General features: G+C 66.3%; 15 protein-coding genes. 4 read left to right on the top strand and 11 right to left on the bottom strand.

The window, feature by feature from the left end:
• Positions 1-24: 24 nt before the first annotated feature.
• A complete protein-coding gene (locus tag F8O08_RS05375) occupies positions 25-423 on the bottom strand; it encodes a hypothetical protein (protein WP_158042772.1) in 399 nt (132 codons plus the stop codon).
• Positions 424-611: 188 nt separating this feature from the next.
• Between F8O08_RS05375 and F8O08_RS05370 the strand changes: the two genes are divergently transcribed.
• Positions 612-860, top strand: a complete 249-nt coding sequence (locus F8O08_RS05370; RefSeq protein ID WP_158031970.1) for a WhiB family transcriptional regulator — start codon at positions 612-614, stop codon at positions 858-860.
• 100 nt (positions 861-960) lie between these two features.
• Here the strand turns inward: F8O08_RS05370 and F8O08_RS05365 are convergent, their stop codons facing one another.
• On the bottom strand, positions 961-2,460 hold the full coding sequence (locus F8O08_RS05365; RefSeq protein ID WP_158042771.1) for a sensor histidine kinase: 1,500 nt from the start codon (positions 2,458-2,460) through the stop codon (positions 961-963).
• A 181-nt stretch (positions 2,461-2,641) separates the two neighbouring features.
• On the opposite strand from F8O08_RS05365, the gene F8O08_RS05360 reads away from it, so the two are divergent.
• Positions 2,642-3,025: an Rv3235 family protein gene (locus F8O08_RS05360; protein WP_158042770.1), complete on the top strand. Its 384-nt coding sequence runs from the start codon at positions 2,642-2,644 to the stop codon at positions 3,023-3,025.
• Between the two features lie 86 nt (positions 3,026-3,111).
• Here the strand turns inward: F8O08_RS05360 and secA are convergent, their stop codons facing one another.
• The 6 genes from secA to ahcY all read right to left on the bottom strand — a co-directional run bounded on the left by secA (position 3,112) and on the right by ahcY (position 12,038).
• Positions 3,112-5,802, bottom strand: a complete 2,691-nt coding sequence (gene secA / locus F8O08_RS05355; protein WP_158042769.1) for a preprotein translocase subunit SecA — start codon at positions 5,800-5,802, stop codon at positions 3,112-3,114.
• Between the two features lie 129 nt (positions 5,803-5,931).
• Positions 5,932-6,585, bottom strand: a complete 654-nt coding sequence (locus tag F8O08_RS05350) for a ComF family protein (RefSeq protein ID WP_158042768.1) — start codon at positions 6,583-6,585, stop codon at positions 5,932-5,934.
• Positions 6,586-6,646: 61 nt separating this feature from the next.
• Positions 6,647-8,353, bottom strand: a complete 1,707-nt coding sequence (locus F8O08_RS05345; RefSeq protein WP_158042767.1) for a GerMN domain-containing protein — start codon at positions 8,351-8,353, stop codon at positions 6,647-6,649.
• Positions 8,350-9,882, bottom strand: coding sequence for an MtrAB system histidine kinase MtrB (gene mtrB / locus F8O08_RS05340; RefSeq protein ID WP_158037406.1), 1,533 nt, complete (start codon positions 9,880-9,882; stop codon positions 8,350-8,352). Before mtrB ends, F8O08_RS05345 begins: the two co-directional genes overlap by 4 nt.
• A 2-nt stretch (positions 9,883-9,884) precedes the next feature.
• Positions 9,885-10,562, bottom strand: a complete 678-nt coding sequence (mtrA, locus tag F8O08_RS05335; RefSeq protein WP_158037405.1) for an MtrAB system response regulator MtrA — start codon at positions 10,560-10,562, stop codon at positions 9,885-9,887.
• 3 nt (positions 10,563-10,565) lie between these two features.
• Positions 10,566-12,038 carry an adenosylhomocysteinase gene (gene ahcY / locus F8O08_RS05330; RefSeq protein WP_158042766.1) on the bottom strand — a complete coding sequence of 491 codons (1,473 nt, stop codon included), beginning with the start codon at positions 12,036-12,038 and terminating at the stop codon, positions 10,566-10,568.
• Between the two features lie 72 nt (positions 12,039-12,110).
• On the opposite strand from ahcY, the gene F8O08_RS05325 reads away from it, so the two are divergent.
• Positions 12,111-12,527: a hypothetical protein gene (locus tag F8O08_RS05325; RefSeq protein ID WP_158031979.1), complete on the top strand. Its 417-nt coding sequence runs from the start codon at positions 12,111-12,113 to the stop codon at positions 12,525-12,527.
• Positions 12,528-12,536: 9 nt separating this feature from the next.
• Here F8O08_RS05325 and F8O08_RS05320 read toward each other — a convergent pair whose 3' ends face one another.
• From F8O08_RS05320 to F8O08_RS05310, 3 genes are read right to left on the bottom strand one after another with little or no spacing between them, the layout of a single operon-like run.
• Positions 12,537-14,045: a DUF5719 family protein gene (locus F8O08_RS05320; protein WP_158042765.1), complete on the bottom strand. Its 1,509-nt coding sequence runs from the start codon at positions 14,043-14,045 to the stop codon at positions 12,537-12,539.
• Positions 14,035-16,848: a glycosyltransferase family 2 protein gene (locus F8O08_RS05315; RefSeq protein ID WP_158042764.1), complete on the bottom strand. Its 2,814-nt coding sequence runs from the start codon at positions 16,846-16,848 to the stop codon at positions 14,035-14,037. Before F8O08_RS05315 ends, F8O08_RS05320 begins: the two co-directional genes overlap by 11 nt.
• Before the next feature lie 16 nt (positions 16,849-16,864).
• Positions 16,865-17,182, bottom strand: a complete 318-nt coding sequence (locus tag F8O08_RS05310; protein WP_158031982.1) for a WhiB family transcriptional regulator — start codon at positions 17,180-17,182, stop codon at positions 16,865-16,867.
• 194 nt (positions 17,183-17,376) lie between these two features.
• Here F8O08_RS05310 and galE point away from each other — a divergent pair, with 194 nt between their 5' ends.
• Complete coding sequence (gene galE / locus F8O08_RS05305) at positions 17,377-18,360, top strand: UDP-glucose 4-epimerase GalE (RefSeq protein WP_158037401.1); 984 nt, start codon at positions 17,377-17,379, stop codon at positions 18,358-18,360.
• The last annotated feature ends 51 nt before the right edge of the window (positions 18,361-18,411 follow it).

The following is an 18,411-nucleotide window of genomic DNA, read 5'->3' as shown; positions in this document are numbered from 1 at the left end:
GGATGCCGCGCGTGCGCCGCGAGGTCAGCGTTCGCTGCGCTGCTGGCTGGCCTGGACGACCGGCTTCGTGAACAGCAGGATTACTGTGACGATGGCGGGGGCGAGCAGGAAGGCGAACGCGCGCACGCTCGAGCCCTCTCCGCCCAGACTGCCCGCAGCGAAGGCGGCCAGTACGAGCTGCACGAAGACGCCTGCGGATCGGGCCCATCCGCGCCCCTTGAGCAGGGAGCGACCGGCGCTCAAGATCCAGAGCCCTGCGCCCAAACAGATCACGATCAGTGCGATCGCCGAGACCGGAGACTCCGCCTTGGCGACGAAAAGCTCGATCAGCAGCCACACTGCCAAGACCAATGCCGCCGCGCCCTCGAGCATCATCAGCACGCTCGCGAGTCGAAGCTGCCACGGATGCCTGCCGTCAGCCATGAGCGTGTTCTCCTGATTCTTCGTCCACACGAACGATTCGCGGTGAAGATCCTAGCGCAGAGCACCCGATTTCGTCGGGGCAGAACCCTTGCGCTCGAAACGATGCTATGCCAAGATTCAGATGCACTCATGACGGTATCGCTTACAGCGACACGTCATCTCTGCAAGGAATTCGAACAAGGAGTGGTATGGACTGGCGCGATCACGCAGCGTGTCTGGCAGCCGACCCGGAGCTGTTCTTCCCCGTGGGGAACACCGGGCCAGCAGTAGACCAGATCGAGAAGGCCAAAGTGGTCTGCTCCGATTGCGAGGTCACTGACGAGTGCCTGCACTATGCGATGGAGACCGGACAGGACGCCGGCGTCTGGGGCGGGCTGAGCGAAGACGAGCGGCGGGCGCTGAAGCGCCGCGCAGCGCGTGCACGCCGCGCCAGCTGACCTCGGCAGAACTAGAAGACTCATGAGAGCCGGGCCCTTTGGGGCTCGGCTCTCATTCTGTCTGTCGACGGGTGCCGTCCCCTGACGCCACGGATGACCGTCAGCCGTGGCTGCGCAGCGAGCGCACCGGAATGGTGATGGTCACCTCGGTGCCACTGCCCGTCAGGGTGTGCCAGTCGATCGCGCCCGAGAGCTCACCCTCGATCAGCGTGCGCACGATCTGTGTGCCAAGGCCCGAACCGACCTTGCCTTCCGGCAGCCCCCCGCCGTCGTCGCCGACGATGATGCGCAGCTCCTGCTCGTCGCGATCGGCCTTGACCCAGACCTGCCCGTCGGCGCCGTTGAGCCCGTGTTCGACCGCGTTCGTCACCAGCTCGGTGAGCGCCAGCGCCAGCGGCGTGGCCGAGGCCGAGGGCAGCTCGCCGAAGCTGCCGCTGAACGTCGGATACACTTTGCCGGTGTCGACCGAGGCCACCTCGGTGATCAGACGCAGCACGCGTTCGAACACCTCGTCGAAGTCGACCGACTGCGACAGCCCCTCAGAGAGCGTGTCATGCACCACGGCGATGGCCTCGACGCGTCGCATGGCCTTGAGCAGCGCAGCCCGGGCCTCCTCAGTCTGAGTGCGTCGCGACTGAATGCGCAGCAGCGACGAGACCGTCTGCAGGTTGTTCTTGACTCGGTGGTGGATCTCGCGGATCGTCGCGTCCTTGGTGAGTAGCTCCTGCTCCTGGCGACGCACCTCAGAGACGTCTCGGCAGAGCACGATCGCCCCGATGCGGTGGTGGTTGCGACGCAGCGGAATGGCTCGCAGCGTGATCGTCGCGCCATTGCCTTCGACGTCGGCCCGCCACGACGCCTTGCCGCTCGTCACCACAGGCAGACTCTCGTCGGCGATGCTCTCGCCGGTGACCAGCGTCACCGTCACATCTGAGAGATTGCGCCCCTCGATCTCGCCGTCGAATCCCAGACGGTTATAGGCCGAGATGGCGTTGGGGCTCGCGAAGAGCACCTCTCCGACGCGATCGAGACGAATGAGACCGTCGCTCACCCGTGGAGCGCCGCGACGCGGGCCGGTCGGTGCCGAGAGATCGGGAAAGTCACCGACGGCGATCATATCGAGCAGATCACTGGCACAGCCGAGAAAGACCAGATCCTGCCGACTCGGTGTGCGAGACTCTGCCACGTTCGTATGTCTGGTCACCACGGCGATCGGCGCGGTCGTCTCGATGTGGTCGCCCTCTTTGCGAATCGCCCGGCGCACCGGCACCGCGCGCAGACGGGTCGGCGAATGCTGAGTCCAGTCGGGGTTCTTCGAGACGTGTCCGACGCCCTGCACATAGGTCTGATCGATCAGCGACGCCCACTCCTCGCGAGCTCGATGCCCGATGAGATCATGGGCGAAGGCCGTGGGCGACCCGCTCGGCCGAGCGTGAGCGACCGCCTCGTACTGACCGTCGTTGGTGGGCAGCCAGAGAATGAGATCGGCGAGCGCCATGTCGGCGATCATCTGCCAGTCGCCGATCAGCGAATGCAACCAGTCGAGGTCTTCGGTGACCAGTCCGGGGTTCTTCTCGGCGAATTCAGAGAGTATCGACACCTTGTCAGTGTACCGGCCCTGTGCGGTGACGGCGCCCCGACTCCACGTCGGCTCTCCACAGATCTCTCCACAGCATCCGCCGCCTCAACGGCACCCGACTTTTAGTCTGAGACCACGTCAGATCGGTCGTCTGCAGATCGCCGGCTGGCGCAGTTACAGATCACGATCAAAGGGGAACACCATGTCAGAGCAGACGTCATATCCACCGAACCGCAGCAGTCAGACGACCTTCGAGCGCCGTCTGATCCAGCTCTTCGTCGCCGCCCAAGAGGTGGATGCCGGCGTGCGCCCGGCGGAGCATCTCACGAGGTGGGTGTCTGCCGACGTGCTCATGAAGATCCGGGTTCGTTCAGAGCTCGCTCAGCAGAGGCACCGCCTCAGACGCGCACGTCCGACACGGCCTGACGTGCGCGTGCTGCGCACACTGGTTCGCCCGACCTACGACCTGGCCCGTGTCGACTGCGTCGTGGTGTTCACCAAAGACGGTGCACGCACCCAGGTCGCGACCGTGGTCTTCGGCCGGAGTCGGGAGCGCTGGATGGTCGAAGAGCTCGCCGTGCTGTAGCCCGTCGAGGAAGACGAGTCAGGCCGGTCTCCCAGGTGGGACGACCGGCCTGACTGCTGCATCGGCGACGTATGCGCCCGAGACGGCTATTTCTGCTTGTTGGCGCGTCGCTGGGCGCGATTGGCGGCCGGTGCAGGCTTGCCTTCGCCGCCGTCGCTCTCGGCGCCGTCTTCGTCAGCCGCAGAGTAGCTGTACTGTGCAGGCTTGTCGGTGCGATCGAGTCCCTTCGCCTCGACCTGCACGTCGGGAATGCCGTCGCCGTCGATGTCTTTGTGCTCGATCTGCACATCGAGGTTGAACAGGAACCCGATCGACTCCTCTTTGATGCCGCCCATCATCTGGTTGAACATCGTGAAGCCCTCGCGCTGGTACTCGACCAGCGGATCGCGCTGCGCCATCGACCGCAGGCCGATTCCCTCTTTGAGGTAGTCCATCTCGTAGAGGTGATCGCGCCACTTGCGATCGAGCACCGAGAGCACGACGCGGCGTTCGAGCTCGCGCATGGCCTCGTCGCCGAGCTGCTGCTCGCGCTTCTCGTAGGCGATGCGGGCATCTGAGAGCAGCTGCTCCTTCAGCATCGGCACGGTCACTCGGCCAAGGTCGCCACCGGCCTCTTCGATCACCTCGTCACGAGTGACCGACACGGGGAAGACGCCCTTGAGGTCACGCCAGAGTCCGTCGAGATCCCACTGAGCCGCCGACCCCGAGGTCACGTGGTCGTCGACGATCGCCTCGACGCTGTCGGTGAGGAAGCCCTGCACCTGTTCGGCGAGGTCGGCCCCATCGAGGATGCGCCGACGGTCGGCGTAGATCGCGTTGCGCTGGCGGTTCATCACGTCGTCGTACTTCAGCACGTTCTTGCGAATCTCGGTGTTGCGCGCCTCGACCTGCCCCTGGGCGTTCTCGACCGCACGCGAGACCATCTTCGACTCGATCGGCGTCTCGTCTTCTGGCGAGGTGCGAGCCATCAGCGCCTCGGCCGCCGACGAGTTGAACAGCCGCATCAGATCGTCTTCGAGTGACAGGTAGAAGCGCGACTCGCCGGGGTCTCCCTGACGGCCGGAACGACCGCGCAGCTGATTGTCGATGCGGCGTGACTCGTGCCGCTCGGTGCCGAGCACGTACAGACCGCCGGCCTCGATGACCTTCTCGGCTTCGTCGTGCACACGCTGTCTGACGTCGGCGAAGGCGGTGTCCCAGGCCTCTTCGTACTCTTCTGGGGTCTCGGTCGGCGAGAGCCCGCGGCTGGCCAGCTCAGACACCGCCAGGAACTCGGCGTTGCCGCCGAGCATGATGTCGGTACCACGACCAGCCATGTTCGTGGCCACCGTGACCGACCCGAGGCGACCGGCCTGAGCCACGATCGCGGCCTCACGCGAGTGGTTTTTGGCGTTCAGCACTTCGTGCTTGACCCCGCGCTTGGCAAGCAGACGCGAGAGGTACTCGCTCTTCTCGACGCTCGTGGTGCCGACCAGCACCGGCTGGCCGGACTCATGCCGATCGACGATGTCGTCGACGACCGCGTGGAACTTAGCTTCGGCCGTGCGGAAGATGAAGTCGGCCTGATCTTTGCGGATCATGGGCCTGTTCGTGGGAATCGGCACGACGCCGAGCTCGTAGGTGCTCGAGAACTCCGCCGCTTCGGTCATGGCGGTACCGGTCATGCCGGCGAGTTTGTCATACGAGCGGAAGTAGTTCTGCAGCGTGATCGTGGCGAGGGTCTGGTTCTCAGCCTTGACCTCGACGCCCTCTTTGGCCTCGATCGACTGATGGATGCCCTCGTTGTAGCGACGCCCCTGCATGATTCGGCCCGTGTGCTCGTCGACGATCAGCACCTCGCCGTTGAGCACCACATAGTCTTTGTCGCGCTTGAAGAGCGCCTTGGCCTTGATGGCGTTGTTCAGGAACGAGATCAGCGGGGTGTTCGCCGACTCGTACAGGTTCTCGATGCCGAGGTAGTCTTCGACCTTCGAGATGCCGGACTCGAGCACGCCGATGGTGCGCTTCTTCTCGTCGACCTCGTAGTCAGTGCCCTCTCTGAGGCGACGGGCGACCTTGGCAAACTCGCCGAACCACCGGTTGGCGTCGCCGTCACCGGGACCCGAGATGATCAGCGGGGTACGCGCCTCGTCGATCAGGATCGAGTCGACCTCGTCGACGATGGCGAAGAAGCGCTCGCGCTGCACCAGGTCGCTCTTCTGCCAGGCCATGTTGTCACGCAGGTAGTCGAAGCCGAACTCGTTGTTCGTGCCGTAGGTGATGTCGGCGGCGTACTGCTCGCGGCGCTGCTGCGGAGTCTGCCCGGCGACGATGCAGCCGGTGGTCATGCCCAGCGCACGGAACACGCGGCCCATCAGATCGCTCTGGTACTTGGCCAGGAAGTCGTTGACGGTGACGACGTGCACGCCTTTGCCCGCGATCGCGTTCAGGTAGGCCGGCAGCGTCGCGACCAGGGTCTTGCCCTCACCGGTCTTCATCTCGGCGATGTTGCCCTGGTGCAGTGCCGCGCCGCCCATGATCTGCACGTCGAAGTGACGCATGCCCAACGTGCGGTCGGCGGCCTCGCGCACGGCGGCGAATGCCTCGGGCAGCAGATCGTCGAGCGTCTCGCCGCTGTCATAGCGGTCACGCAGACGCTGCGTCTCTTCGTGAAGCTCGTCATCGCTGAGCTCTTTGTAGTCGTCGCCCAGCGCGTTGACCTGGCTGACCACCCGCTTCAGTCGTTTGAGGATGCGCCCCTCACCGATGCGCAGGATGTTGTCGACGATTCCAGCCACGTGTCCACTCTCTCTCAGGTCTCGTGCAGGCCTCAGCACACTGTCAGTCGCTGCCGCAGGGCGCACACCGAACCATTCTACGTGTCTGCGAGAGAAGTGTGGAGCCATCTCAGAGAATGCCCAGCTCTCTCATCGAGCAGCCAGCGCACGAGGCGTTCGTGCAAGCACCAGCATTCCGACGACGTCTCCACCGGACGCGAGCACTGCGTCTCTCGCCGCCCGCATGGTGGCGCCCGTCGTCATCACGTCGTCGATCAGCAGCACCTGCCGCCCGTCGACCACGCCCCGATCCGCATACAGCGCATCTGCGAGGTTGCTTCGTCTGCCCGACGCGCTGAGCGCCCGCTGGTCATGCAGCTTCCGAACCGGCCAGAGCACGTCTTCGCGCACGGACTCCCCGCTGCGGCCGAATGCCCGCTCGGCAAGACAGAAGCCTCGTCGGCGTCGGGCAGCCGCCGCCGACGGCAGCGCCGCCCACACTGCGCCGTCAGAAGCGAGCCGTCGGCGTGCGACTGCTGCAAGTCGGTTCGCATGCATGCGCAGCAAGCCGAGTTCGGCCGTGCGCCGATCGTCTTTCACCGCACGGATGACGACGCGGATGCGACCGTCGTGGTCATCCCACCCCAGGCAGGGCACACCGTCGACGCACACGGCCGTCGGAGAATCGTCGAACGCCTGCAGACAGGTGATGCACAGAGCCGTCGACGTCCGGCCTCCGCAGGCAAGGCAGGTCTCGGGCAGCAGCAGCGTTCCGATCTCGCGCAGCGCGCCCATGACGTCCATGCGTCGAGAATCGCCCAGACAGAAATCGACAGACCAGCTCTCGACGCCCCCTGTGCACGCGTCAATGCCAGATGGTGGTCAGTGCAGAGACGCGCACGCCGAGTTCGGTCACGCTGCCGCTCTGCACAGAGAAGAGCCGATCGTCGCTCACCACGCGCAGCTGACCGTCGCGGGGCGCGCCGACGAGCTGCGTGACATGCCCGTGCACTGTGGCCTGAGTGCCCCGCCCACTCATCGAACGCACGAGGATCGTGCTTTCACCTGTCGAGGACTCCGGAGCGAGAGCCACTGCGACTTGGTCGTCGGCGTTCCAGGTGAGGGCCGTCACCGTGCCTGACGCCTGTCCGAGCTCTGTCGCCGCGGTGAGCTCGGCCGGATGCCCCGTCGCGTCACGACGCACACCGAACGCCAGCAGGCGAATGCTCTGCCCCTCGGCCACCGCGACTCCGACGCGGGCACCATCCGCAGCTGCGGCAGTGGCGACCACAGCTCCGGTGCCGACGACGTCTGCGGGCAGCGGCAGCGCACCCGAGACTCCGCTGTTGGCATCGACCCAGACGATCTGGCCGTCGCGCAGCGTCCAGGCGGTGCCGACGACGTCGATCGACGCGACGCCCGATGCCGTTCCACTCAGTACGCGCGCGTTTTGGTCGTCGCCCATGTAGTGCATGCCGTCGGCTGCGGCTGCGGCCAGTCGCCCACGCGCCACGCTCAGCGAGCTGACCGAGGTGTCGGTCAGCGCCGAGCGAACTGGCTGCAGCTCGGATGGCAGAGGATCGACCGGCTGCCAGCTCTGGCCGTCCATGGCCTGCAGACTCTCACCTTCGGACCCGAGCACGACGCCGTTCTGGGTATGGGGAAAATCAATCTCAGCGGTCGGAATGGTGGGCAGATCGATGCGCAGATTGTTGACGGTGAGACTGACTTCGTGGATATCGTCGACCTGCTCGAGCGAGCGCACCAACAGGGTCTTCACCTGACGCTGGTGCAGTTCGTCGAGTGAGAGGAACTCACCGCTCAGCGAGATCGAGGCGACCCCGCTGCTCACGCCCACGGCCTCGACCGCAAGATGCAGATCGCTGCCGATCAGCTGCTGCACGCCGGCCTGCACGGTGGGCACGGGGCCGGAGAGAAAGGCCTTGACCAGTCGTGTGGCCGTCTGGTCGCCCGCCTGGAACCAGCGGACGTCGGGCACGAGCGTGTCGCCGGACGTCGAGAGGTAGGCGAGTCGCGCTGCTCTGAACACCAGGTCGAAGCTCGCTCGAGTCATCAGCACTCCGTCGGGTGCGGAGCTGATGCGCCACTGCCCGTTCACCTGCACGAGCGAGTACTCCTGCTTCAGCCGAGACGCTTGCTCGCGGTAGACGCCGACGGCGTCGACCGTCGCCTGCAGCGCACCCGTCGCCTCGACGTGGCCGCTGTCGTGATCGTCGAGGTCGGGCATGCTGTCGAGCACCTGCACCTGCGCATCTGGCTGCCAGCTGGCTGCCAGACCGTCGGTCAGAAACTCTCGGGCGACAGAGTGGCTGCCTCTGGTGTCGGCCGACGCCAGGATGAACCCGTTGATGACCTCGATCGGGCTCGCGCCGTCAGCCGGCCCCGAGGCGTTGACCACGTAGCCGCTGCTGTTCTCGCTGCCTCCGCTGTCGACCACGCGTTGCGGCGACCCGGAATCGGGCAGCCGGACGCATCCGCCGAGCAGTAAAGCGACCGGCAGCAGCACAGCAGCGACCAGCCCGACGAGCACTCGTTTCGGCCCGCTCATCATGCGCTCTCCTCTTCGAGCGGCAGCGTGATCGTGAACGTCGCGCCGTGCCCCAGCTCGGACTCGGCCGAAACGCTGCCGCCGTGCAGCTGCATGTCCTCACGTGTGATCGACAGCCCCAGCCCGGTGCCGCCGAGTGTGCGCTGACGCGAGGCGTCGGCCCGCCAGAACCGGTCGAACACGTGTTCCAGATCGTCGGCCGAGATGCCGCGCCCGTGGTCGACGACACGGATGCGCCCGACGGCCGGCGTCGCCCCGATCGGTCGGTCGACGATGACCTCGATGGGTGATCCTGCGCCGTGCTCCAGAGCATTCGAGAGCAGGTTGCGCACCGCTCGCCCCACTCGCACGCTGTCGATGGATGCGGGAACGGCCCCGTCTGGAGCCGTCACCGTGATCGGGCTGCCCTGCCGCTGGGAGAGCGCCTCGCAGTCGGTGACGACGCTGCGCACCAGCCCGACGAGATCGACCTCTGAACGGTCAAGCGCGACGACGCCGGCGTCGAGACGGCTGGTCTCGAGCAGCTCGCTGAGCAGCCGTTCGAAGCGCTGCACTTGGGTGTGCAGAATCTCGGCCGATCGCCGCGTCGCCCCCTCCAGATCGTCGTGTTTGGCGTAGATGACGTCTGCCGCCAGACTGATCGTGGTGATCGGGGTGCGCAGCTCATGTGAGACATCCGAGACGAAGCGCCGCTGCAGGGTCGACAGCCGACGCAGCTCGAGGATCTGCCGTTCGAGCGAGTCGGCCATCTTGTTGAACGAACGCCCCAGCGCGACGGCCTCGGCCGCACCGGTCTGAGGCAGACGCTGCCCGAGGTCGCCTCGTGCGAGGCGGCTCGAGACTTGGACGGTGCGGCGAATGGGCCGCAGAATCAGCGAGGTGACGATGACCGCGATCGCACCGGTCATCAGCACCAGCACGAGAGCCGCGATCAACAGCATCAGCTGCACGAACTCCAGCGTCTGCTGCTCAGGGGCCAGCGAGTTCTCGATGTAGATCTCGTGCTCGCCGGCGAGCGGCACGCTGAACGAACCGCCGACCACGATGGCGGGCTCTCCGGAGGCGCCCTTCGCCGACTGCCAGAAGATCGTGTCGGGGTTGGCCTGCACCTGTTCGCGCAGGGATGCGGGAATGCTCTGCGCGTTCAGCGAGGCGCTGATCAGATCGGGACTGTTCAGCACCGGCCGCTCGCCTGATTCCGTCTGCAGCAGCGCGACCTGCTGCGAGAGGGCCAGAGACTCGGCGCTGCGCAGCATCGACACTTTCAGCGTCTGCAGAGACTGTTCGTCCTGCGCCGTCGAGCCCAGACCGATCGATCGCACGTCTTCGATCGCCGACTGGCTGAGCCCGACCACCGTCTCGCTGCGCGACTTGAACAGCTCGGTCGAGATGCGCAGTGAGATGAGTCCGAACACGAGCAGTGTGGTCAGCGTGCTGAGCACCAGAGACACCACGAGCGCGCGAGCCGTCAGCGAGCGCCGCAGCCACTGCATCAGACGCCGGGCGGGCACGCGGAGCAGACTTGCCGCCACGATCAGCGCTCTCCTGCGGTGTAGCCGACGCCGCGCACGGTGAGCACGTACTCGGGGTTCTCCGGGTCGTCTTCGATCTTGGCCCGCAGGCGCTGCACGTGCACGTTCACCAGTCGAGTGTCGGCCTTGTAGTGGTAGCCCCAGACCTCCTCGAGCAGCTGGTCGCGGCTGACGACGACCCCAGGCTGTCGAGCCAGGGCCGCCAAGAGGTCGAACTCGAGCGGTGTGAGTCGCACGATCTCGCCGTTCTTCGTGACCTGATGCGCTGCGGTGTCGATCGTGAGCGCGCCAAGACGCAGCACCGAGGCGATGTCTCCGGGCAGTCGGCGAAGGCGGGCCTCGATGCGGGCCACGAGCTCCTGCGGTGAGAACGGCTTGGACACATAGTCGTCTGCGCCGGCAGCGAGCCCGGCGACCACGTCGGTGGTGTCGGTGCGCGCTGTGAGCATGACGACGGGCACATCGGACTCTCTGCGGATGCGTCGCGCCACTTCGACGCCGTCGAAGCCGGGCAGCATCACGTCGAGCAGCACCAGATCAGGGTGCTGATCGCGGCAGGTCTGAACGGCTGACGGTCCGTCCGCTGCCGTGACGACCGACCACCCCTGCCCGCGCAGCACGATCTCGATCATCTCCAGCAGATCGGGATCGTCGTCGACGGCGAGAATGCGATGAGCCATAGGTCAGTACCGATAGTGATCCGGCTTGTACGGGCCGTCGACGGGAACGCCGAGGTAGTCGGCCTGTGCAGGCGTCAGAGTGGTGAGCTCGACGCCGAGAGCGGCAAGATGCACCCGTGCCACGTGCTCGTCGAGCGCCTTCGGCAGCCGGTGCAGACCGATCGGGTATGCCTCGAGATTGGTGAACAGCTCGATCTGCGCCAGCACCTGGTTGGTGAAGGAGGCGCTCATGACGAAGCTGGGATGCCCCGTGGCGTTGCCGAGGTTCAGTAGGCGTCCCTCGCTGAGCACGAGGATGCTGTGGCCGTTCGGCAGGTGCCATTCGTCGACCTGCGGCTTGATGTTCACTTTGCTGGCGCCCTGAAGGCGTTCGAGACCAGCCATATCGATCTCGTTGTCGAAGTGCCCGACGTTGCCGACGATGGCGTGATTCTTCAGTTTCAGCAGCTGATCGACGGTGACGACTCCGAGGTCGCCGGTGGCGGTCACCACGATGTCGACCTCGTGAGCGACGTCGTCGAGTCGGGCGACTTGGAAGCCGTCCATCGCCGCCTGCAGCGCACAGATGGGGTCGACCTCAGAGACGATCACGCGAGCGCCCTGGCCGCGCATCGCCTCGGCCGCGCCCTTGCCGGTGTCGCCGTAGCCGGCGACGAACACCACCTTGCCGCCGATCAGTGTGTCGGTGCCGCGGTTGATGCCGTCGGGCAGCGAGTGTCGAATGCCGTATTTGTTGTCGAACTTGCTCTTGGTGACCGAGTCGTTGACGTTGATGGCCGAGAACTGGAGTTCTCCATCGCGGGCCATGTGCGCCAGCCGGTGCACACCGGTGGTCGTCTCTTCGGACGACCCCTTGATGTCGTGGATGACGCGAGTGAACCAGCCGGGTCGTTCCGACAGCAGCGCGTCGATGACCGTCCACATGGCCGTCTCTTCGTGGCTGAGCTCATGCGACGGCCGCGAGGTCGCATCCTGCTCGGCTTGGAAGCCGAGGTGCACGAATCCGGTGGCGTCTGCCCCATCGTCCAGGATCAGGTTCGGGCCGATCCAGTCAGCCCCCTGCTGCTCTGCCTCATGCGACCAGTCGAACACCCGAGCGAGCATCTGCCAGTACTCGTCGACCGTCTCGCCCTTCCACGCGAAGACCGGGACTCCCGCCGGCGCGTCAGGGGTGCCGTGGGGCCCCACCACCACAGCGGCGGCGGCTTCGTCCTGCGTCGAGAAGATGTTGCACGAGCTCCAGCGCACCTGAGCGCCGAGCGCGACCAGCGTCTCGATGAGCACGGCGGTCTGCACCGTCATATGCAGCGAACCGGCGATACGAGCGCCCTTCAGCGGCTGCTGCCCGGCATACTGCTCGCGAAGCGACATCAGGCCCGGCATCTCGTACTCGGCGAGACGGATCTGATGCCGACCTGCCTCGGCGAGCGTCAGATCGCGAATCTGATAGTCGAAGGGCTCGTGGGTCTCGCTCATTGGGCAGTGCTCCTTGCAGTATCGAGGGACTGTACCAACTGTAGTCGGTGCGCTCGCCTCTAGACTGGAGCTATGTCAGCGTCTTCGTCTCACCCGTCACGCTCCGGGCACCGGTCACGGCACCGCCGTCTGCGCAGCCGTGTCGGAGGTCCGTACCTGCAGAGGCTCGGCTCTCGCCGACAGGCGCTCATCGACCGGATCACCGCCACGAGTTCGTACGTCAAGGCGAACTGGGCCCCCGAACTCGACGACGTGACAGTCCTGCTCTCCGACATGCCGAATCAGCTCAAAGACGGGCATGACCCTCGTTGGACGGTCGATCAGAGTCAGCGCACCATCGTTCTGCATCGCCTGCCCCTGACTCTCGGCGCCGAGGTGGAGGACGCCGACGAGGTGCAGCGTCAGATGACGATCGAGTACTGTGTGCTGTCGGCTTTCGCCGAACTCACTGGACGTCAGCCGTGGGAGATGCACGGGCACCAGATCTAGCGGTCGACGTCAGCGCGCCAGCACGTCCACCGCACCAGCGGATTCTGCCCCTGCCAGCGCGGCCACCGCGATGCCATCGCCACCGCTCGTCACCACCGAGAGATGCACGGCCTGCGTCGGGCGCACTTCGACGGACTGCCCCGCCGAGAGATCCAACGAGCCGAGGCCGCTGTCGTCGAGCTGAACGTCTCGGGACGCCCCGTCGACCTGCACCGACACCGTCGACGACGGTGCGCCGCTGAGCTTCAGAGCCAGCGAAGTCGGAGTCGAAGGAACAGCGAACGACAGCGGCGCCGTCACCGCGTCTGAGCTCTGCAGCCAGGTGAAGTCGGCCTGATCGCGCCCGCCCGAGGTCACACGCGCTGCAGCGACGATCGATGCGTCGGCCGTGGTCGAGATCTGGTAGTCGCCGTCAGGCAGGTCACCGAGCGGCGTGTCGACGACGACTCCCTGCGTGAGCGAGACGTCGAACGACCGCGAGTCGGCGCCGCTCACCGTCACGTGTGCGACTGTTCCTTCGTCTGGCGAGAGCAGGCGAAGCACCGGCTGGGTGTCCTCCCAGCCGCCTTCGCCGGCCAGGTCTGCCCGTTCGGCGCCACCGGAGATGCGCACACCGGTGATGCTCTGCTGCGTCGCGGGCTGAGCCCCCGGTGCCTGCACATCAAGGCCGCCGGCTTCGAGACCGCGAACCGTCGACTGCTGCAGAAATGCGGCGACTGGTGCTCGCACCGCCTGCACGCGCACGAAGATCTGCTGGTCGGTGGTGGTGACGGCCGAGATCGGCAGCACACGCTCGCTGCCTGCTTCGACATTCAGCTCCCCGGTGCTGGACAGAAGCTGTCCTTCGCCGGTGAACACCGTGAGCGTCACCGTCGAGGCGAGCGAGCTCGGATTGACCACACGCACCGACGTGGAGCGTCCCACCTGCTGAGAACCGCCGCCGATCCAGCTGTCGAACGTCGGGCTGGTGCAGTCGGCCAGCAGCGTGCCTCTGCTCTGCCCGTCGTCGACCCGGGCACCGCTGAGCACGCCCAGGGCAGACTGATGGTCAGTGCTGGTCCGCACGACGGTGCTTGCTGAGACGCCGTCGCGCGTCGCGACTCGGCCGGCCGCGCCGAACGGTGTCGCCTCGGACTGGCCGAGGCTCTGCACCGTGAGGTCTGAGTCAGAGATCGCAGCGATCGATCCGCTGCCCACGGCCTCACCGGCGTCCACCGAGGTCATGGAGCCCCCGGTGCGGAAGCCGACCGGGCAGACTCGGGTGCTCTCGACCGAGGCCGGCACGACGGTGCTGGCCTGACGACTGAGGTCGACTTCGGGTGTGGCGAATCTGGTCAGCGCCCAGCCTCCGGCGACCAGTGCGACGACGACCACGACACTCAGCAGCCACCGGGAGGCCTGGCGAGCGACACGACGAACGCCGCCCGGCTGCGTCCCGCTCGACGACGCCTCTGGCTGGGCTGCGGGGGCATCGGAGGTCTTCGGGGTCGTTTGTTCGGATGCCGTATCAGACATCATCGGCGTCTCCTTCCAGCAGCGAGAGTGCCGACGACGTCTCGGCGTCGTCGCGCAGGCGGCCGGTCGGCAGGCTCAGCGCGAGGAAGAACAGCAGCACGATCGCCTGCGGCACGATGAGCCACCAAATGCTGGGCCCGGAGTCGGTCACCGCAGTCGATCCCGTGACGCGCCACAACTGACCGATGTCGCTGCGACCAGCCGGCTCGAGCGCGGTGTTGGCATCAAGCACCGAGCTCACGCGATCGGTCGAGACGGTGGAGTCAGCGGCGCGCAGCAGGACGAAACGGGCCCCCATCTGGTTCAGCGCGTCTGTGGGATCGTAGCCGCTGTAGCTCGCCAGATTCGATACGGTCGATTCGACCTGCTGCCGGCCGTCGTCGAGGCTTCTCGCGCTGATCACCTGGCGATGTCGGCCCTGCAGCGTGCCGAAGAACGCCGACGGAGTCGTCGTCGCATCGAACGACCCGTCGGAGTTCTCGACGATCTCGAGCACACGCCCGCCGGGGGCGTTGCGCTCTTCGGCCTGCACCAGCGCCGGGGCGGTGTTCGCGACCGCCCCCACGGCCCCGCCCTGACTGATCGCCAGAGCTCCGGGCGCGGCCATGCCCACGGCGACACCGCAGATGGCGACGGCGGCCGCCGTCTTCGCCAGACCGACCCGTGCGCCGACGAGCGTGCCCGAGATGGCCACCAGCAGAAACAGCGTCGCCGCAGAGAGCAGCGGGGTCGTGTCCCAGGTGCTGGGCGCTCCGAAGACCCGGATCGACGTGATCCCAGAGAGCACGACGGCCAGCGCACCGGTCGCCGCGAACAGGACGAGACCGATGAGAACGCGTCCCCAGCGATGGGTGAAGAGACCGACCAGCGCGATGACGATGAGCGCCGCCGCCGAGATCGCGGCGACAGCCTGTGCGACCAGCGGCTGGCCGTCGAGAGCAGGAATCAGAGTCTGCCACAGCCATGGAGCAGAGCCGGGCAGCAGCAGATCGAGAGAATCGTTGGAGCCGTTGGACGGCAGCGAGCCGCCGACGGAGAGGAGCCCCAGCCAGTCGTGGGTCACGACTGCGTCGCGCACCGGCCCCGCCCAGACCACGAGGCTGGGGATCAGCACCGCCCAGAGAGACCGCAGCAGTCGGTGTGCGAAGACCGACCAGACGAGGATGCCCGCCAGCAGGACGACCCATCCGATCGGAGAGCAGGCGCTCAGCAGGGCGAGCCAGAGGCCCGCAGCGGCTGCGCGACCGATCGAGCGCTCTCGACCGTTTCCGGGGCGCGCCACCGCAAGCAGAGAGCCGACCGCCAGAGGCAGCACGATGTGGAAGACCGTCGGTGACAGGTCTCCCGAGACGAGCGCCTGCACGAACACCGGGGACAGCGCCCAGACGGCAGCGCCGACGATGCGCACCCAAGACGTCTTCGACAGCGCCCGCATCAGATACCAGCCGGACGCGAAGGCGAGCGGCATCGCCGTCAGCAGCAGAAGCACGATGACGGTCGACGGATGCCAGAACGTGAGGGCGGAGAGCAGAGTCCACAGGGCGGAGTTCGGATCGGTCATCAAACCGCTGTCGACGGCGCCGAAGTGCTGCAGCGAGAACAGCGAGGTGAAGCTCGTCCACCAGTCAGGCCGCAGCGGCTCGACTGCACCGCCCGAGACCTCGCCCGCGGCGATCAGGCGCCACAGCAGCAGCACGTTCAAGACCCACAGCGCGAGAGCGACCAGAGGGGCCTTCGAGCGCCAGAACGGCACCGTGTCATCGTCGTCGACGTCGGTGTCGATGAAGAGGGCCTCTTCACGCTGATCGGCCCGCAGTCGGTTCACGCTGCCCGCCGAGAGCAGCAGCGGTTCGATGGCCGACCAGGGGGCGACCGATGCGTCGGCGATGCGTCGGCGATGCGCGGCCACACGGCCGCGACTGAACATGGCGGTGACAGTGGCCGCCCACTCCCCTGCAATCAGTCCGGGACGCTTGTCGAAGAGGTGCTGCAGCGTTCGCCCGAACGCGATGAAGGGCAGCGCAAGCCACAGAAACACGGCGCTCGTGCCGGTGGTGTAGCTCAGCCGACGGTACAGCTGGGCCCAGCGCACCTGACGATACTTCGGCCGACGCGTCCGCGCGGCCGGAGTGCTGCTGCGTTCGCTGAGACGATGATGCGCCACACGTGCCGAAGGCACCGTGACGACGCGAGCGCCGGCGAGGCGTGCGCGGATGCCGAGGTCGAGTCCGTCGTCGCTGAAGGCCAGGTTGGTGTCGAGGCCGCCGAGGCGCCTCCACAGCCCGCCTTGGACGAGCATGCCTGCCGTGCCGACGGCGAGCACATCGGACTGTGTGTCGAACTGTGCCTGATCGAGCTCGCCCGCGGCGGGGCTCACCTTCTCGCCTCGGGTCGTCATGGTGAGGCCGAACTCGTCGAGGCGATCGGGACGGTCGGCGTCGATCAGCTTCGGCCCGAGCAGCAGCGCACTCGGCGACCGATCGTGCTCTGAGAGAAGCTGGGCGAGAGCAGTGGGTTCAGGGGTGCTGTCGTCGTGCAGGAGCCAGAGCCAGTCGTCGTCCTGGAGGTCAGGGATGACGGCGTGGACGGCGTCGCCGACAGCGGCGCCGAACGATGTGTCTGCGCCGGTGCGAACGATGTAGTTGACACCGCCGGCTCTGGCGACGGCCGCAGAGTCGTCGGTGGATGCGGTGTCGACGACGATGACCGGTGCCTGCACCGTCTGCTGGCGCAGGCCCGTGAGCGTGTCAGCCAGCTGCGACGCACCGTTGTGCACGACGACGACAGCGAAAATGCGCGCGCTCATCTAAGACTGCTGCCCTTCAGACTGCACGCCTTCTGAGCTTTCTGCGCTCACGCTCACTCAGACCACCCCAAATACCGAATCGCTCATCATTCTGAAGAGCATACTCAAGGCACTGGGCTCGCACTTCGCAGGAAGAGCAGATGCGCTTCGCATCGCGAGTCGAGCCGCCCTTCTCAGGAAAGAACGCCTCGGGATCAGTCTGGGCGCACAGCGCCTCAGACTGCCATTCGAGCACGCCAGCTTCGCGATCATAGCCGGTATAGCCGGCCACACCGCGCAGAATGGGGTCGTCGAACCAGTCGTCAGGCACCGCGCTGAGATGCTGCTCGGCCATGCAGGTGCCTCCCTCTGTGCAGATGGTGTGTAAGCAATTCGACCTGTCTAATTACACCCGTGTAATTCCCTTGAGTCAAGTCGAACCACATCGGAAGACAGACCGCCGACGGCTGATCATCCACCCCGCATCCTCGAAACGGCGAGCCCTTCGCATCCGCGTCGGGCAGACACCAGTCGGTATAGTTGGCTCTCATGGGAACTCTGATTACCGGCGGTGCCGGGTACATTGGCGCACATGTCGTCCGTCTGCTGCAGGAGCGCGGCGAACACGTCGTCGTCGTCGACGACCTCACGACCGGAGCGGCCGATCGAGTCGGTGACGCCACGCTGCATCAGTTCGACATCTCGGCCGCCGGCGCGAACGAGCGACTCGCTGACATCATGCGCGAGGAGCAGATCGACTCTGTCGTCCATTTCGCGGCGAAGAAGCAGGTCGGCGAATCGGTCGAGCGTCCGCTCTGGTACTACCGCCAGAACCTCGACGGTCTGAACAACGTCCTGCAGGCCATGGTCGACGCAGATGCGCAGAACATCGTCTTCTCGTCCTCCGCAGCGGTCTACGGCGAGCCCGACGTGGCCGTCGTACCGGAGGACGTCGTGTGCCAGCCGATCAACCCCTACGGCCAGACCAAGTTCGCGGGTGAATGGCTGATCGACGCCGTGGCTCGCGCCCACGGCATCCACGTCGCCAAGCTGCGCTACTTCAACGTCGCGGGCTCAGGCTGGGACGACCTCGGCGATCCGGCCATCCTGAATCTCGTTCCCATGGTCTTCGACCGCATCGCCCAGGGCAAAGCGCCGCTCATCTTCGGCGACGACTACCCCACTCCCGACGGCACCTGCGTGCGCGACTACATCCATGTCTACGATCTGGCCGACGCCCATCTGAGTGCGCTCGCCTATCTCAAGGGCGACGACCGCCCCGAGTCGACCTTCAACATCGGCACCGGCAGCGGCTTCAGCGTGCGCCAGGTGGTCGACGAGATTCTCAAGGTCACCGGGAGCGATCTGGTGCCCGAGGTGCGCGGCCGGCGGGCAGGCGATCCTCCGCAGCTCATCGCCGACAGCTCGCGAGTGAATCAGGTGCTGGGCTGGCACGCCAGCCACGACCTGTCTGATATCGTGACGAGCGCCTGGCAGGCCTGGCTCGTCAGCCACCCCGGCACCGAGGCCTGAGCCCCGGCCTTGCACCGCATCCCACATACACCGACAGCAATGCGATGATCG

Origin of the sequence: Pseudoclavibacter sp. CFCC 13611, from assembly GCF_008831225.1 — a bacterium.
Taxonomy (GTDB): Bacteria; Actinomycetota; Actinomycetes; order Actinomycetales; family Microbacteriaceae; genus Pseudoclavibacter_A.
Note: the sequence above shows the minus strand (reverse complement) of the source record. Positions and strands in the feature narration are given on the sequence as shown.

Excerpts from the sequence above, each read along its gene's own strand:
- F8O08_RS05375 (WP_158042772.1), bottom strand. The coding sequence starts at position 423 with ATGGCTGACGGCAGGCATCCGTGGCAGCTTCGACTCGCGAGCGTGCTG.
- F8O08_RS05370 (WP_158031970.1), top strand. The coding sequence starts at position 612 with ATGGACTGGCGCGATCACGCAGCGTGTCTGGCAGCCGACCCGGAGCTG.
- F8O08_RS05360 (WP_158042770.1), top strand. The coding sequence starts at position 2,642 with ATGTCAGAGCAGACGTCATATCCACCGAACCGCAGCAGTCAGACGACC.
- F8O08_RS05350 (WP_158042768.1), bottom strand. The coding sequence starts at position 6,585 with ATGGACGTCATGGGCGCGCTGCGCGAGATCGGAACGCTGCTGCTGCCC.
- F8O08_RS05345 (WP_158042767.1), bottom strand. The coding sequence starts at position 8,353 with ATGATGAGCGGGCCGAAACGAGTGCTCGTCGGGCTGGTCGCTGCTGTG.
- mtrA (WP_158037405.1), bottom strand. The coding sequence starts at position 10,562 with ATGGCTCATCGCATTCTCGCCGTCGACGACGATCCCGATCTGCTGGAG.
- ahcY (WP_158042766.1), bottom strand. The coding sequence starts at position 12,038 with ATGAGCGAGACCCACGAGCCCTTCGACTATCAGATTCGCGATCTGACG.
- F8O08_RS05325 (WP_158031979.1), top strand. The coding sequence starts at position 12,111 with ATGTCAGCGTCTTCGTCTCACCCGTCACGCTCCGGGCACCGGTCACGG.
- F8O08_RS05320 (WP_158042765.1), bottom strand. The coding sequence starts at position 14,045 with ATGATGTCTGATACGGCATCCGAACAAACGACCCCGAAGACCTCCGAT.
- F8O08_RS05315 (WP_158042764.1), bottom strand. The coding sequence starts at position 16,848 with ATGAGCGCGCGCATTTTCGCTGTCGTCGTCGTGCACAACGGTGCGTCG.
- F8O08_RS05310 (WP_158031982.1), bottom strand. The coding sequence starts at position 17,182 with ATGGCCGAGCAGCATCTCAGCGCGGTGCCTGACGACTGGTTCGACGAC.
- galE (WP_158037401.1), top strand. The coding sequence starts at position 17,377 with ATGGGAACTCTGATTACCGGCGGTGCCGGGTACATTGGCGCACATGTC.